The following is a 14,405-nucleotide window of genomic DNA, read 5'->3' as shown; positions in this document are numbered from 1 at the left end:
GATAGGCGTCTGCGAGGGCGGGTTACTACTTAATCTCGAGGATTGGCTCGCCCTTGTTGATCTGGCCGCCGGTCTCCACCTTCAAGTCGGTGACTTTGCCGGACTTGTGGGCCTTGACAGGGTTTTCCATCTTCATGGCCTCAAGTACTACCACGACGTCGCCTTCTGCGACCTCCTGGCCTTCCTCGACGTTGACCTTGATAACCGTGCCCTGCATGGGGGCTACGACCGCGTCACCGGAAACGGCGGACTTGCCGCCCCCGCCGCCACGGCGCTTCTTGGCCTTCTTGCGCACGGCGTTAATGCCACCCATCAAGAGGTTGCTTGGCAGTGCGACCTCTACGCGGCGGTTGTCGATTTCCACGACAAACTTGCGTGCCGGCTCTGAATCCTCGGCATCGGCAGCGTCAGAGTCCACGTACGGCTCTAGGTCATTGACCCACTCTTCTTCAATCCACTTGGTGTAGATATCGAAAGAGCCGTCCTCTGCGGTGAAGGCAGGGTTGTTGACAATGGCCTTGTCAAAAGGAATGACTGTGGGCAGGCCTTCAACGGTGAACTCATCTAGCGCGCGGCGGGAGCGCTCAATGGCGGTCTGGCGGTCCGGGCCCCAGACAATGAGCTTGGCCAGCATGGAATCGAATTGGCCGCCAATGACGGAGCCTTCGCGGACACCGGAGTCCATGCGGATGCCTGGGCCGGAGGGCTCGGAATACTTAACAACGGTGCCAGGCGCCGGCATGAAGCCCGCCTGTGCGTCCTCGCCGTTGATACGGAACTCGATGGCATGGCCGAAGGGCGTGGGATCTTCGCTGATGCTCAGCTCGCGGCCCTCCGCGATGCGGAACTGCTCACGCACCAGATCATAGCCGGTGGTTTCTTCAGTCACCGGGTGCTCCACCTGCAGGCGGGTGTTGACCTCAAGGAAGGAGATGAGGCCGTCAGAGCCCACCAAGTATTCGACGGTGCCTGCACCGTAGTAGCCGGCTTCCCGGCAAATGCGCTTTGCGGAGTCGTGGATGGACCGGCGTTGCTCATCAGTCAAAAACGGAGCTGGCGCTTCTTCCACGAGCTTCTGGAAGCGGCGCTGCAAGGAGCAATCACGGGTACCCATGACCACAACGTTGCCGTGCTGGTCTGCCAGGACCTGTGCCTCCACGTGGCGGGCTTTGTCTAGGTAGCGCTCCACGAAGCATTCTCCGCGCCCGAAGGCGGTGGTGGCCTCACGGGTGGCGGATTCGAATAGCTCGGCTACCTCTTCACGCTTGTAGGCCACCTTCATGCCGCGTCCGCCGCCGCCAAAAGCTGCCTTGATGGCAATTGGCAGGCCGTATTCGTCAGCAAAAGCCTCAACTTCAGTGGCGTCAGCGACTGGGTTGGGGGTGCCCGGTGCCATGGGGGCATCGGCACGCTCGGCAATGTGGCGGGCGGTGACTTTATCGCCCAAGTCGCGGATAGCTTGCGGCGATGGGCCAATCCAGATGAGGCCGGCGTCCATGACTGCCTGCGCGAATTCGGCGTTTTCCGATAGAAAGCCGTAGCCGGGGTGGATGGCGTCCGCCCCGGACTTCTTAGCGGCGTCTAGCACCTTGGTCATATCCAGATAGGAATCAGCTGAGGTGCTGCCGCCCAAAGCGAAGGCCTCATCAGCCAGCTCTACGAATTGTGCGGTCGCGTCAGGTTCTGCGTACACGGCCACTGAAGCGATGCCCGCGTCCCGCGCGGCGCGGATGACACGAACGGCGATCTCACCACGGTTGGCGATGAGTACCTTGGTGATGGTTTTAGTTTCCACAGACACGTGTTGGCCCTTCCTTGATAAATTTTGCTCAAACTATTATCGCACACAAAAACATGAGAGATCCATCAGGTTTTAGAAAAAATCCAAAAATATGCCCCCACCTGGGAGGATGGGGGCGACACGTGTTAGCGTTCGATGGGCATTCGCACCATATTTCCCCATTCGGCCCAGGATCCGTCGTAGTTTTTGACGTTGTCAAAGCCTAGGAGGAACTTGGTGACAAACCAGCCGTGGGCACTCTGGGCGCCCAGGTGGGAATACAGTGCCGTGGGGGCTTTGGGGTCAAGGTCGCTAAAAGTGGCGGCCAGTTCCTTGGGGGAGCGGAATACGCCGTTTGGGTGCAAGGCGCTATTCCAGGGCAAGTTGATTGCGCCCGGGATGTGCCCGTGGCGGATAGTGGTGCCGTAAGTAGAGTCACCTGCCTGGGAAGTGGTGGTGGCGGCTCCGCGGTACTCTGCCTCCGGGCGGGTGTCTATAAGAACAAGGCCTGACAAGTCATTGACAAACGCCCGGTGCTGGGAGTCATTCCGCTCCACCTCGGGGTAGTCAGATTCAGCGGGGGTGGGCACAACATAGGAAGTGTCACGCTCCTCTGTCATCCAGGCGTCACGGCCGCCGTCTAACAGGCGCACGTCGGGGTGGCCAAAAAGCTCGAAAACCCACAGTGCGTAGGCGGCCCACCAGTTATTTTTATCCCCGTAAAGCACTATCGTGTCGTCGCGGTTGATACCCTTTTCGCGCATGAGCTTGCTAAAACCTTCCGCGCTGACGATGTCGCGGGTTACCGGGTCTTGGAGCTCGGTGTAGCAATTGAGGCGACTAGCGGTGGGGATGTGGCCAATGTCGTAGAGCAAAATGTCTTCATCGACTTCCAATACGCGCAGTCCCTTTACGCCCAAGCGAGCAGAAAGCCATGGTGCGGACACCAGGCGGGAGGGATCTGCGAATTCGCTGTACGCGGGATTAGGGTCAATATCAATCACAGGGATCTCCGGTTCTTATAGCTTAAAGGTTCAAAATCACAATACCGTGATACTCAACATAGGGTAGGCGAATGTGGCATTGAATACATTTTCTCCACGTGGTTATAACATGTCCCCAGGCCACGGGGTCGCCGGATGAGAACCGCTGAGAAACGTGGGATCAGTCACGCTGGATTTGCCCAGCGAAGCGGGCGGTATTCGGATACCGTTAGTACCTGGGTCGCCAACGGTATCTCTAGTCAGGAAAAGGGATGCAACAGACCCGAACACGTGTTGCACGTGAATACATCTATGAAAGGTTTATTGCAGTGAATAAGGCAATCGTCGTCTTCGAAGTAGAAGGCGGATCTGACAAGGGCCCTGACGGCCACCGTAAAGACACCATGCCAATCGTCAACTCCATCAAGGACGCTGGCTGGCACGCAGAGGTTGTTTACTTCCACCCTGACAAGGCTGATGAAATCTTTGACACGGTCTCCAAGAACTTTGATGCCTACATCTCCCGCGTGAACCCAGGCAGCATCCCAGGCGGTGAGAAGGGCTACATGACCCTTCTGACCAAACTCGCTGACGCTGGCTTGGTTGGCATGTCCACCCCAGCTGACATGATGGCCTATGGTGCCAAGGACGCACTAGTCAAGCTAAATGACACCCCACTAGTGCCTGAAGACACCGCCGCATACTACGACGTGGAGTCCTTCCACAACACCTTCCCAACCTCCCTGACCTACGGTGAGCGCGTTCTGAAGCAAAACCGTGGCTCCACCGGTGAAGGTATCTGGCGCGTACGCTTGGCAGACGCAGATCTGGCTAAGTCCGTGGAGCCAGGCTCCAAGCTACCTCTAGACACCAAGTTGAAGTGTACCGAGGCCGTGGACAACAAGACCCACGACTACACCCTGGGTGACTTCATGGACTTCTGTGACCAGTACATCATTGGTGACAACGGCATGCTCGTTGACATGCGCTTCATGCCTCGTATCGTGGAGGGTGAAATCCGCATCCTCATGGTTGGTGATGAACCAGTATTCATCGTTCACAAGAAGCCAGCTGCTGGTGGAGACTCCTTCTCCGCTACCTTGTTCTCCGGTGCAACCTACACCTACGACAAGCCAGAAGCATGGCCAGACCTCCTGGAGATGTTTGACAAGGCTCGCCCTGTCATCGCCTCCAAGCTCGGTGAGAACGACAATGTTCCGCTCATCTGGACCGCTGACTTCATGCTTGCTGACGGTGAAGACGGTGAAGACACCTACGTTCTTGGTGAAATCAACAACTCTTGCGTTGGCTTCACCTCCGAGCTAGACATGGGTATCCAGGAAAAGGTTGCTAAGGAAGCAATCCGCCGCGCAGAGGCAAAGAACGCCTAAGCGCTTACTTTCTTAAAAAGCTAGCCCACCGGAGTACACACTCCGGTGGGTTTCTTTTATGCCATTTCTGGCCTGAGCAAGGGTTAATCTAGCAGCTGGGACACCGCCGCCGGGTCAGCGTCTGAGAGCATCTGACGTAGGCGGTCGTATTCCGCGTCCTCACCAATGGCCTTGGCGCAGTGAGCCAACGCTGCAATGGCGCGTAGCACCCCCTGGTTGGGCTCGTGGTCGAAGGGAACCGGGCCCCAGCCCTTCCAGCCGTTACCGCGCAGGCGGTCAAGACTGCGGTGGTAGCCGGTGCGGGCAAAGGCATAGGCGGTGATGAAGTCAGCGGCGCTGCCGTTGGCGGCGCGTTGTGTGGCTAATTCCTTTTCGGCCATCTGTGCCCACAACACAGGGGAGTCCGGATGTGCGCAGAGGTTGGCGGCGGTGGACTCCGATGCGGTGGCACCGGGGTCTGCCGGTAGCTTGATGGGCGCGGGCGCTAGCATGTCTTTCATTTCCATGCCGACCACTCTACCCACAACGCCGGAAACGGGAAGCGGCCTGGTTATTAGCCCCAGAAATCGGAGACATTGAGGCCAAATCCATAAAGCGCGCGGCGCACCACTGGTAGTGAAAGTCCAATCACCGAAGACGGATCCCCCGCAATCGAATCAATGAACCACCCGCCCATGGCCTCCAAAGTGAAAGCCCCAGCGCACTGCAGGGGTTCGCCGGTGGCGGCGTAGGCCGCGATATCGGCAGCGGAAGCCTGGGCAAAATTGACCGTGGTGGAAGAGACCTCCACGTGTTGCTGGCCGGCGTAAATGACGCAGTGGCCCGTGAGAAGTTGAGCGGACTTGCCGGCCTGTTCATGCCAGCGGGCCACTGTGTTTTCTACCGTGTGCGGTTTGCCCTGGAGCTGACCGTCGAGCAAGAGCATGGAGTCGGCGCCTATTACCACGTCAGCGGGGTAGTGCCTGGCTACCGCATGCGCTTTAGCACGGGCGAGCGCGGCCACAATCCCGGAGGACCCCGCGTCCCGGTGAGCGGCCTCGATTGCGCGCTCGTCAACGTCGGCCGGGTGCAAAACGGGCTCCACCCCCGCCCCACGCAGAATAGCGGCGCGGGAGGGGGATTGGGAGGCTAGAACAATGCGCATGTTTTAGAAGTAGCGGACGTTCCGGAAGGCGGAAGGGTTGAAGTCTGCACCCGGCTGGCCCCAGTTATCCCGGACTACGCCGGTCTGGGCGGCCTTGTTGCGCTCCTCAGAATCAATCTGGGAAAGCACGGTAGCAAGGGCTGCCACCTCCTGGAAGGTGGGCTTGCCGTTGATTACTTTGAGGTGGGGTGCAGTCATGATTTTCTCCTATAAGGTGATGTTGCCGTGTTTCTTCGGCGTGGAATAGATTACTTTGCGCTCTAGCAAGCGCAGGGCCTCCGTCAGATAGGCGCGGGTAGCGCCCGGGGTGATAACGGCGTCAACCAGTCCGCGTTCAGCGGCCTGATAAGGGGTGAGGTACTCAGAGGCATCCTCAATGCCCAGGGTTTGCGCCAGCGCGGGGGCGTCCGCGACGGCTATCTGGGCAGTAGGCCAGGCATAGGCCAGGTCCGCGCCCAGGTCTTTGGAGCCAAAGACCACGTAGGCGTTGCCAAGAGCGCGGCCCACGTTGATGGTTACCTTGCCCACGGTGGCTGCGGAATACGCGTGGGCTAGTTTGCCCAGTGCGGCCGGGCTGGCGGCCAGCACTGGGGCGTCCACGAATTCCAGGATGGGAAGGTTGAAGCAGTCGCACATTTGGATAAATTGCGCGGCCTTAGTAGCGGCGGAGTCGTCGAATGTACCCCGGTTGGCTATCACTCCCACCGCGCGGCCTTCAATGCGCCCAAAGCCGGTATATACGCCAGTAACTGCGGCCTGCAGTTCCAAGGACTCGGTGAATACACCCGCCACTACCTCCGTGAGATCCACAGTCATGTCGTCGTGGACTGCGGAGTCCAGCTGGCGGTCTTCTTCGCTAATATTCTCCGCGATGGACCCGCGCATGATGTGGGAGTCCGTGCGCGGGGTTTCTGCATGGTTGTTAGCGGGGAGGAAGCTCAAGACCTCCCGGACCTCCGCTTGGGTGTGGCCGCCGGCACCAATCACAATGTCGGACATGCCGGGGATCAGCGAGGGGGTTTGGCCATGAACCACCGTGATTTGGGGGATGAGGCCGGAGGCCTTGGTCACCCGCTCCAAAATCCGCGCCTGGACGGCCAAAGTGATGATGCCCTCCTGCGCGCGTGGGGCACCGCCTTCCACGATTGCCACCATGGGGACGCCGGTTTTTAGCGCCAGGTCGTAGAGCTTGACCAGCTTGTCCCCGTAGGCTTCGCCCATAGTGCCGTCAAAAATTGTGGCGTCCTGGGAGTAGATGCACACCTTACGGCCATCGATGGTGCCGTAGCCGGTGATGACGCCGTCGGTGAACGGGCGGTCGTGCTCGCGGCCGAAGTCCTTGGAACGGTGGCGTGCCAGGGCGTCGGTTTCCACGAATGATCCCTTATCCAGCGTGGATTCAATGCGTTCGCGCGCTGCTGGGACCTGCCCCAGCGGCTTGTGCGCTTGGGCCAGTTTCTGGTCCAGTGCTTCGATTTTTCCAGCGGTGGTTTTCATGTCACTCATGGTTGATTAGTCTACAAGACCGTTTCTATAGTGGGATATTGCCGTGCTTGCGCGCCGGGCGGGCAACATTCTTATCCGCGTAGAGGCGCAAGTTCTTGGCAATCTGGGTGCGGGTTTCGGACGGCATGATAACGGCGTCAATTAGCCCGCGCTCTGCTGCCTTGTAGGGCGTGAGCATGAAGGCGTCATACTGCTGCTCGAAGGCTTTGATGAGGGCGGCGGTGTCCTCACCCTTTTCCATCGCGGCCTTGATTTCCTTGCGGTAGATAAAGCCCACGGCTCCCGATGCCCCCATAACCGCAATCTGCGCAGTGGGCCACGCCAGGTTGACGTCTGAGCCCAGGCCCTTGGACCCCATCACGCAATACGCGCCACCGTAGGCTTTGCGCATGGTCACGGTGATTTTAGGCACAGTGGCCTCCGCGTAGGCGTAGAGCAGCTTGGCACCGCGGCGCAAGATGCCGTCATGTTCCTGGTCCGCGCCCGGCAGGAAGCCCGGTACGTCCACGAGCAAAACGATGGGGATGTTGAAGGAGTCACACGTACGGATAAAACGCGCGGCTTTCTCAGAGGAGTTAATATCCAGACAGCCGGCAAAAACCATGGGTTGGTTGGCCACGAAGCCCACGGTGTGGCCCTCCACGCGGCCGAAGGCTATGACCACGTTGTCCGCGCGTTCGGCCTGGATTTCCATGTATTCGCCGTCATCGGTGATGAGCTCGATGACCTCACGCACATCATAGGGCTGGGTGGGGGAGTCCGGGATGATGGAATCTAGCTTAAGGTCGTCTTCGGTAATGTCATCCTGCTCATCGAATTCCTCACGGGGTGCCAGCTGGCGGTTGTTGGAGGGCAGGTAGCTTATCAGGTCGATGACCCAGTCAAGTGCGTCCTCATCACTTTCCGCGGTGTAGTGGGTGTTGCCGGCGGATTTCATGTGGACTTCCGCGCCGCCTAGTTCCTCCTGGGTGATGACCTCACCGGTGACGGTCTTGATGACGTCGGGGCCGGTGACGAACATCTTGGATTTCTTGTCCACCATGACCACGAAGTCGGTGATGGCGGGGGAGTAGGCGTTGCCGCCCGCGCAGGCGCCCAGGATCACGGAGATTTGCGGGATAACGCCGGAGGCTAGGGTGTTTTGGTAGAAGGTTTGGGCAATCCAGTCCAGCGACACGGCACCGTCCTGGATGCGGGCGCCCGCGCCCTCGTACAGACCGATGAGCGGGCGGCCGGTGGTGATGGCCAGCTTCTGGATCTTGATCATTTTTTCGCCGTAGACCTCACCCAGCGCACCACCAAAGACGGTGCCGTCCTGGGAGAAGATGCACACCTCACGGCCATCGATGGTGCCCCAGCCGGTGACAATACCGTCGGTTACCGGGTGACGCTTGTCCATGCCAAAGTCCACGGTGCGGTGGATGGCCAGCATGTCGGTCTCCACGAAGGAGCCTTCATCCAGGATGTAGTCCAGGCGCTCACGCGCGGTGAGGCGGCCGGCGTCTTTGACGCGTTGGTGGGCGGCTTCCCCCATGGGGGCCGCCGCTTCTTCCCTGCGGCGCTGCAGATCGGCGAGTTTTTCGGCGGTAGTGGTTGCGGCAGGCTCTGAAGGCGGCAAATGTGAGGAAACTGTCATGTTTGTTGAGTCTAAATGATTTCGCTTGCGAAAGCTAACATTTCCACGCGGTGATCCCCGTCACATTTCGGTTGGGTCTGACAGGCGAGCCGGCTGACCGGCTGGGCCGGATGGGGGCTAGGACTCCACAGGAACCCACGCGTAGCCAAAGGGCCCCAGCTCCACCGGGCCCAAATCTATCGTTTCCTCGCTGAAGTTGAACAGGCACAGCAGGCCACCGCGTTGGAAAGCCAGGACCTCATCCACGCCGGCCTCCACGGCCTCGTAGCTGGCCGTGGCCAGGTCCGGGTGTTGCCTGCGCTGGGTGATAAGCCCGCGCACGGTATTGAGCAGCGAAGTGGGGTCTTCTTGCTGCGCGGCCACGCTGTGGCCGCTGGCGAAGGGGAGGTGGGGTGAGGGGGCATCGCTAAAGCCGTGGCCGGGGCCGTCCTCCCAGAGCATAGGTGTGCGAACCGCGTAGCGGTCGGGAAGCTCCGGGAGGTCTTCCATCCCAATTTCATCGCCGTAGTAGATGAAGGGCTGGCCGGGCAGCGCGAGTAGCAGTGCAAACAGCAGCTCTACTTTGCGGCGGTCGCCGCCCATGAGCGGCATGAGGCGCCGCGCAATCCCGGTGTGCGCCTTGGACTGCTGATCCGGCAGGTAGGTTTCGTACATCAGCTGGCGCTCAGCGGGGGTGACCATCTCTAATGTGAGCTCGTCGTGGTTGCGCAGGAAGTTCGCCCACGCGCCCACCGGGATGTCTCCCAGCTCGTCCATGACCTCGTAGACGGGCGTGGCCGAGCTCGTAGCCAGGGCCTCGTACAGCTTGGGCATGAGGGGGAAGTTGAAGCACATGTGCATTCCGGCGTCGAAGTATTTGGTGGTTTTGTCGGCCGGTTGGTTGGCCTCCGCCAGCAGCTTGGCGCCGGGGAATTCCGCATCCACTAGCGCCCGGATGCGCCGAATAAAGGCAAAGGTCTCGGGCAGTGATTCCCCGCCTTGGCCGTCACGTTCAAACAAGTAAGGCACCGCGTCTAGGCGCAGCACGTCCACGCCCTTGGAAAGCCAGAACCGCACCACGGACAGGATTTCTTCCTGCACCGCCGGGTTGTCGTAGTTGAGGTCCGGCTGGTGGGAATAGAAGCGGTGGAAGTAATACTGACCGCGGGTTTCATCAAAGGCCCAGTTGCTGTCTTCGGTGTCGGTGAAGATGACACGGATTTCCGGGTAGCGCTGTGGGTCATCGCCCCAGACGTAAAAATCCCCGTAAGGCCCCTGCGGGTCCTGGCGGGAGGCCTGGAACCACGGGTGATCAACGGAGGTGTGGTTGAGTGCCAAGTCCGTCATAATCTTCATGCCGCGCGAGTGCAGCTCCGCAATCAACTGCTCTACGTCTTCCATGGTGCCGTAGGCCGGGTTGATGGCATAGTAGTCCGCGATATCGTAGCCGTCATCGCGCATGGGGGAGGCGTAGAAGGGCGGGACCCACACGCAGTCCACCCCCAGCCATTGCAGATAATCGAGTTTGGAAATCAGGCCGGGGATATCCCCCACGCCGTCCCCGTTGGAGTCTTTAAAAGCGTGGATGAGGGCTTGGTAGAAAATGGTGTTCACGGTGCAGCTTTCCAGATGAAGTAGGTTGCCGCCACTAGCCCGCCGGCCAGGAGGCCTGGCCAGAGTGCGGGTTCGGGGGCAAAGAGGTTAACAAGGGCCTGAATCAGCGCGAGGAAGGCGAAAAAGCCCACAAACCCCAGCGCTGCCTCCCAAAGCAGGTGGGGCCGCATCAGCCCTTCACACCGCCGGAGGTAAGACCCGCCACAATGCGGTGCTGGAATACCAGCACCATAATGATGAGCGGGATGGTCACCAACGCGCCCGCTGCCATGGTGGCAGCGTAGGGGTATTCGAACGCGGAGGGGCCGGAGAAACGGGCGATTGCCACGGTGACCGGCTCGGTGTCAGTAGTAGATAGCTGGCGGGCCAGCATGAATTCATTCCAGGTGGTGATAAAAGCGATGATGGCGGTGGTAAATAGCGCAGGCGCGGCCAGTGGTAGCAAAATGAGCCGGAAGGCCTGGCCCTTGGTGGCCCCGTCCATCAAAGCGGCCTCCTCAAGCTCCCATGGCAACTGCCGGAAGAAACTGACCAGCGTGTAAACGGTCAGGGGAAGTGCGAAGGAGATGTTCGGAATGATCATGGCCTGGTAGGTTCCAATCCAGCCCACATCACCGAAGAGCTGGAACAGCGGGGTGACCAAGGAAATGCCGGGGAACATTGACGCCGCCAGGATGATACCGGTGACTATTCCTTTGCCGGGGAAGTCCATGCGGGCCAGCGCGTAGGCGGTGAAAACGCCCACTGCCACGGCCACCGCGGTCGTGGCCAAAGAGATAATTAAGGAGTTGCCAATTGCGCCGAGGAAGTCGTTGCCCTTGTCCGTTGCTAGCGCGTCCCGGAAATTATCCAGGGTCACGTGCGTGGGCCACGGCGTGGTGTCAAAGGTATGGGAGCTATCGCGCAGCGCGGTGATAACCATCCAGTAGAAGGGGGCCAGACCCCAGAACATGATGAACAGTACGCCCAGGAGGTGGCCAAATTTCTTCAAGTTTTTCATCGCGAGCCTACCTGTCCTCAATTGGTTTGGCGCCAAGGAATTTAATCAATATAAACGCCACGGTGAAGATGAGCAGGAAGATAAGCGTGGACAGCGCGGAGGCGGAGTTGAAGTTTCCTTGACGCATATCCTCGACTACCAGCTGCGAGATCGTGGCGGTGGGGGAGTTTGAGGACGCGGAGATCATAATCACTGGCAGGTCGTACATGCGCAGTGCGTCGAGCGTGCGGAATAGCACGGCTACCAGCAGCGCCGGTCGCACCAACGGAAGCGTGATGGTGGTGAAGCGTTTCCATGGCCCCGCCCCGTCTATGGACGCGGCCTCGTAGAGGTCTTTGGGGATCATTTGCAGCCCGGCCAGGATGAGCAGTGCCATAAACGGCGCGGTCTTCCACACGTCCGCGATGATGACCGCCAGGCGTGCGAACGCGGGGTCGGTAGTCCACGCGATGGGCTTGTCCAGGCCGGCATCAACAAGTAGCGCGTTGACCACGCCCTGGGGTGCGAACATGAATTGCCACAGCTTTGCCGTTACTGCCGTGGGTATGGCCCAGGGGATGAGCACGGCCGCGCGCACCAGGCCACGGCCTAAGAAGGTGCCGTTCATAATCAGCGCCATGATAACGCCCAGGACCGTCTCTAGAGCCACGGTGACCACGGCGAAGAAGATGGTTATGCGTACCGCAGGCCAAAAGTCCGTGGCAATGATGCCCGGCGGGCAAGAGGCCACTTCTCCCGATGCCGTCATGCACCGGTTTCCAATCCAGTACAGGTAGTTCTCCAGGCCGGCAAACTGGCCTTCGACAAACACCCCGGTGGTGGGATCTAGGCGGCGGTTGCCCTGGAAGGACAACATGATGGCCCGGATGATGGGGTAGCCAATGACGACCGCGAGGACAAGAAGCGCGGGGGCTATAAGCGCAGCAGCGCCGCCCGCTTGTGAGGGCTTTTTCCTCTTAGCGGGCGGCGTGACAGCGCGTGCTTTCGCGTCTGTGGTGCTTAGTTGCATTCTTAGGAGTTTAGACTCTTTTCCTAGGAAGCGGAGGCAGACTTGATAGCGGCTTTCATATCAGCGGTGGCGTCGTCAACAGATTTGCCCTCGGTCAGCGCGGCGTAGGCGTTGTCCTGGATGGCCTTGGAAATGGCGGTGTAGAACGGGGAAACCGGACGTGGGGCAGCGGCTTCGAGGGATTCCTTCAGTGCCGGCATGTACGGGAACTTCTCCGCGATATCCGCGTCATCGTAGACAGAAGCTAGGACCGGTGGGAAGGAGGCTTCAGCAAAGGACTTCTGGTTTTCTTCATTCACGATGAATTTCATGAAGTCCAAGGCGGTCTGCTTGTTCTTGGAATTGACGTTGATCCCGTTGTTGTAGCCGCCCAGGGTGGAAACGCCTACGCCGTCTTTGCCCACCAGCGGGGTGACCTCAAAGTCCAGGCCGGCTTCCTCAGCATTGGTGTACATGTACGGCCAGTTGATGGCAAAAGCGGTCTTGCCCTCGGTGAAGTTGAGGTTGGTCTCTTCCTCGGTGGTAGCGGTGGCGGACTTAGCGATGATACCGCCGTTGTAGGCGTCAACCAGAGCTTGCAGGCCGGCCTTCGAGTCTGCGGAGTCCACGGTGATTTCGCCCTTGTCGTCGAGGACAGACCCGCCCCAGCCTTCCATGAAGCCCACGGTGTTCACAGTCAGTCCCTCGTACTGCTTGAGCTGGGTGGTCAGGCAGTCAACGCCGGATTCCAGCGCGGCACAGGCGGACTTGAAATCATCAAACTTCTCCACGGATTCTGGGGCCAGGGTCTTGTTGTGGAATAGCAGCTGGCCGTTGGTGTTTTGCGGCAGGGCGTAGAGGGTGTCCATGTAGGTAGCGGATTCAACGGTGGCGTCCAGCAGATCGGAGGTGTCAACCTCGAGGTCGCCTTCTAGTGGTGCCAGCCATTGATTGGCCGCAAAGTCAGCGGTCCACACTACGTCAAGTGCCATGACGTCATAGTCATCATTGCCGGCCTGCAGGGACTGCACTAGGGTCTCACGCTGTGCGTCCGCCTCACCAGCCAGCTCTTTGAGCGTTACTTCCTCATCAGGGTGCTCTTTGTTCCAGGCCTCGATGATGGGGATGATTTTATCTGTGTCATTTTTGCCCATGGCAAAGGTAATGGGTCCGCGGCCTTCTCCGTTGGACTTCTTGTCGTCCTTCATGTCTTCCTTGGCGTCCTTGGCGGCGGAGGTTACCGCTTCTTTGGCGCCATCAGCGGCCTTTTCAACATCATCAGCGGGCTGGGAACAACTTGCCAGTACAACGGACAGTGCAACGGTGGTAGCAAGAATGGATTTTTTCATGGGTAAAACGCCTTTCGGGATACTGTAGTTGTCTTAACGGTAAATTACCGAAAGGATAAATCAATAGATTTTGGGGTTTTTACACCCGATGGGGGTAGTCCCGAACTCCTGAGGGTGGGGTATTCTAGGCAGCTATGACCACCCTTGACATAGAACGTATCCGTACCGAACTGGCCGGTTTGTGGGCTCAGGTCCGTTACGTGGAGGAAACCGGCTCCACGAACACCGACCTCATGCAGGCCACCGACGTGGCTGATGCAACGGTTTTGATAACCAACTCCCAGACCGCCGGCAAGGGCCGCCTGGGGCGCAGTTGGGTGGCCCCGGCTGGCTCCCAGGTGACTTTTTCCGTGCTTATCCTCCCGGATTCACTAGAGCACCTGGGAACCCTGCCGCTAGCGGCTGGTTTAGCGATAATGGATTCCATCCCTGGCACAGTCTTGAAGTGGCCAAATGACGTCCTCCTGGGAGGCAAGAAACTTAGCGGCGTGTTGGCGGAGGCCGGGCCGGTTGGCTCCGCCTTCAAATCCCCCGAATTCAAGGCGGGTGAGCTCACCAAAACCGAGGTCACCAAGGCAGAGGTCACGAAAACCGAGGTCACCAAGGCAGAGGTCACGAAAACCGAGCTGGCTCCCAAAACGCAGGCGGCGGGGTCCCCTAGCGCCCGCGTGGTGGTGGGGATGGGGATAAATGTCACCTTGGACGCCGGTGAGCTGCCGGTGCCCACGGCCACCTCGTTGAAAATAGCTGGCATAGACACCGACCGCACGGAGGTGGCCATCGCGGTACTTCGTAACCTACGCACCCGGTTTGACCAGTGGGAAAGCCAGGACCCGCAGCTTATGCGGGACTACCGTCAGGTGTGCTCCTCGATTGGGATGAATGTGCGGTTGGAAGCGCCGGGCGGGGATATCCACGGAACCGTGGAGGGCGTAGCCGAAGACGGCCGGATAAACGTGGGCGGCCAGTATTACTCCGCAGGAGACGTCATCCACCTTCGCCCGGCCGGAAGCTAGCTGGGTAGGATACAAGCAC

At 59.5% G+C, this 14,405-nt stretch carries 14 protein-coding genes; 2 read left to right on the top strand and 12 right to left on the bottom strand.

The genetic code is table 11. The features are described from left to right. Positions 1-25 precede the first annotated feature (25 nt). Both F4V58_RS09275 and F4V58_RS09270 read right to left on the bottom strand, forming a co-directional pair. Entirely contained in the window at positions 26-1,801 is a 1,776-nt protein-coding gene (locus F4V58_RS09275) for an acetyl/propionyl/methylcrotonyl-CoA carboxylase subunit alpha (RefSeq protein WP_075735363.1), read from the bottom strand. 125 nt (positions 1,802-1,926) lie between these two features. Continuing rightward, positions 1,927-2,784 (bottom strand): sulfurtransferase, encoded by an 858-nt coding sequence (locus F4V58_RS09270; RefSeq protein WP_075735361.1) that lies wholly within the window; start codon positions 2,782-2,784, stop codon positions 1,927-1,929. Positions 2,785-3,092: 308 nt separating this feature from the next. On the opposite strand from F4V58_RS09270, the gene F4V58_RS09265 reads away from it, so the two are divergent. Further along, positions 3,093-4,154, top strand: a complete 1,062-nt coding sequence (locus tag F4V58_RS09265; protein ID WP_075736669.1) for a Cj0069 family protein — start codon at positions 3,093-3,095, stop codon at positions 4,152-4,154. An 83-nt stretch (positions 4,155-4,237) separates the two neighbouring features. Here F4V58_RS09265 and F4V58_RS09260 read toward each other — a convergent pair whose 3' ends face one another. The 10 genes from F4V58_RS09260 to F4V58_RS09220 form a co-directional block, all read right to left on the bottom strand. Next, positions 4,238-4,660 (bottom strand): DUF3151 domain-containing protein, encoded by a 423-nt coding sequence (locus F4V58_RS09260; RefSeq protein WP_075735359.1) that lies wholly within the window; start codon positions 4,658-4,660, stop codon positions 4,238-4,240. Between the two features lie 47 nt (positions 4,661-4,707). Continuing rightward, positions 4,708-5,298: a Maf family protein gene (locus tag F4V58_RS09255; RefSeq protein WP_075735357.1), complete on the bottom strand. Its 591-nt coding sequence runs from the start codon at positions 5,296-5,298 to the stop codon at positions 4,708-4,710. Between the two features lie 3 nt (positions 5,299-5,301). Then, complete coding sequence (locus F4V58_RS09250) at positions 5,302-5,496, bottom strand: acyl-CoA carboxylase subunit epsilon (protein ID WP_075735355.1); 195 nt, start codon at positions 5,494-5,496, stop codon at positions 5,302-5,304. Between the two features lie 9 nt (positions 5,497-5,505). Then, complete coding sequence (locus F4V58_RS09245) at positions 5,506-6,804, bottom strand: carboxyl transferase domain-containing protein (RefSeq protein ID WP_075735353.1); 1,299 nt, start codon at positions 6,802-6,804, stop codon at positions 5,506-5,508. 25 nt (positions 6,805-6,829) lie between these two features. Then, positions 6,830-8,440 (bottom strand): acyl-CoA carboxylase subunit beta, encoded by a 1,611-nt coding sequence (locus tag F4V58_RS09240; protein WP_075735351.1) that lies wholly within the window; start codon positions 8,438-8,440, stop codon positions 6,830-6,832. Between the two features lie 117 nt (positions 8,441-8,557). After that, positions 8,558-10,033 (bottom strand): alpha-amylase family glycosyl hydrolase, encoded by a 1,476-nt coding sequence (locus F4V58_RS09235; protein WP_075735349.1) that lies wholly within the window; start codon positions 10,031-10,033, stop codon positions 8,558-8,560. Further along, complete coding sequence (locus F4V58_RS12565) at positions 10,030-10,203, bottom strand: hypothetical protein (RefSeq protein ID WP_169833320.1); 174 nt, start codon at positions 10,201-10,203, stop codon at positions 10,030-10,032. The genes F4V58_RS09235 and F4V58_RS12565 overlap by 4 nt, the downstream gene beginning before the upstream one ends. Then, positions 10,203-11,033, bottom strand: a complete 831-nt coding sequence (locus F4V58_RS09230; protein WP_150385781.1) for a carbohydrate ABC transporter permease — start codon at positions 11,031-11,033, stop codon at positions 10,203-10,205. Before F4V58_RS09230 ends, F4V58_RS12565 begins: the two co-directional genes overlap by 1 nt. A 7-nt stretch (positions 11,034-11,040) precedes the next feature. Further along, complete coding sequence (locus F4V58_RS09225) at positions 11,041-12,042, bottom strand: carbohydrate ABC transporter permease (RefSeq protein ID WP_084559753.1); 1,002 nt, start codon at positions 12,040-12,042, stop codon at positions 11,041-11,043. A 23-nt stretch (positions 12,043-12,065) separates the two neighbouring features. After that, positions 12,066-13,370: an ABC transporter substrate-binding protein gene (locus F4V58_RS09220; RefSeq protein ID WP_075735347.1), complete on the bottom strand. Its 1,305-nt coding sequence runs from the start codon at positions 13,368-13,370 to the stop codon at positions 12,066-12,068. Between the two features lie 134 nt (positions 13,371-13,504). Here F4V58_RS09220 and F4V58_RS09215 point away from each other — a divergent pair, with 134 nt between their 5' ends. After that, positions 13,505-14,386: a biotin--[acetyl-CoA-carboxylase] ligase gene (locus F4V58_RS09215; protein WP_075735345.1), complete on the top strand. Its 882-nt coding sequence runs from the start codon at positions 13,505-13,507 to the stop codon at positions 14,384-14,386. The last annotated feature ends 19 nt before the right edge of the window (positions 14,387-14,405 follow it).

This window comes from Corynebacterium phocae (assembly GCF_008693075.1).
Lineage (GTDB): Bacteria > Actinomycetota > Actinomycetes > Mycobacteriales > Mycobacteriaceae > Corynebacterium > Corynebacterium phocae.
Note: the sequence above shows the minus strand (reverse complement) of the source record. Positions and strands in the feature narration are given on the sequence as shown.

What these genes read in the sequence shown, in the direction of transcription:
- F4V58_RS09225 (WP_084559753.1), bottom strand. Translation starts at nt 12,042, where the DNA reads ATGCAACTAAGCACCACAGACGCGAAAGCACGCGCTGTCACGCCGCCC.
- F4V58_RS09260 (WP_075735359.1), bottom strand. Translation starts at nt 4,660, where the DNA reads ATGGAAATGAAAGACATGCTAGCGCCCGCGCCCATCAAGCTACCGGCA.
- F4V58_RS09220 (WP_075735347.1), bottom strand. Translation starts at nt 13,370, where the DNA reads ATGAAAAAATCCATTCTTGCTACCACCGTTGCACTGTCCGTTGTACTG.
- F4V58_RS09255 (WP_075735357.1), bottom strand. Translation starts at nt 5,298, where the DNA reads ATGCGCATTGTTCTAGCCTCCCAATCCCCCTCCCGCGCCGCTATTCTG.
- F4V58_RS09250 (WP_075735355.1), bottom strand. Translation starts at nt 5,496, where the DNA reads ATGACTGCACCCCACCTCAAAGTAATCAACGGCAAGCCCACCTTCCAG.
- F4V58_RS09240 (WP_075735351.1), bottom strand. Translation starts at nt 8,440, where the DNA reads ATGACAGTTTCCTCACATTTGCCGCCTTCAGAGCCTGCCGCAACCACT.
- F4V58_RS12565 (WP_169833320.1), bottom strand. Translation starts at nt 10,203, where the DNA reads ATGCGGCCCCACCTGCTTTGGGAGGCAGCGCTGGGGTTTGTGGGCTTT.
- F4V58_RS09230 (WP_150385781.1), bottom strand. Translation starts at nt 11,033, where the DNA reads ATGAAAAACTTGAAGAAATTTGGCCACCTCCTGGGCGTACTGTTCATC.
- F4V58_RS09245 (WP_075735353.1), bottom strand. Translation starts at nt 6,804, where the DNA reads ATGAGTGACATGAAAACCACCGCTGGAAAAATCGAAGCACTGGACCAG.
- F4V58_RS09215 (WP_075735345.1), top strand. Translation starts at nt 13,505, where the DNA reads ATGACCACCCTTGACATAGAACGTATCCGTACCGAACTGGCCGGTTTG.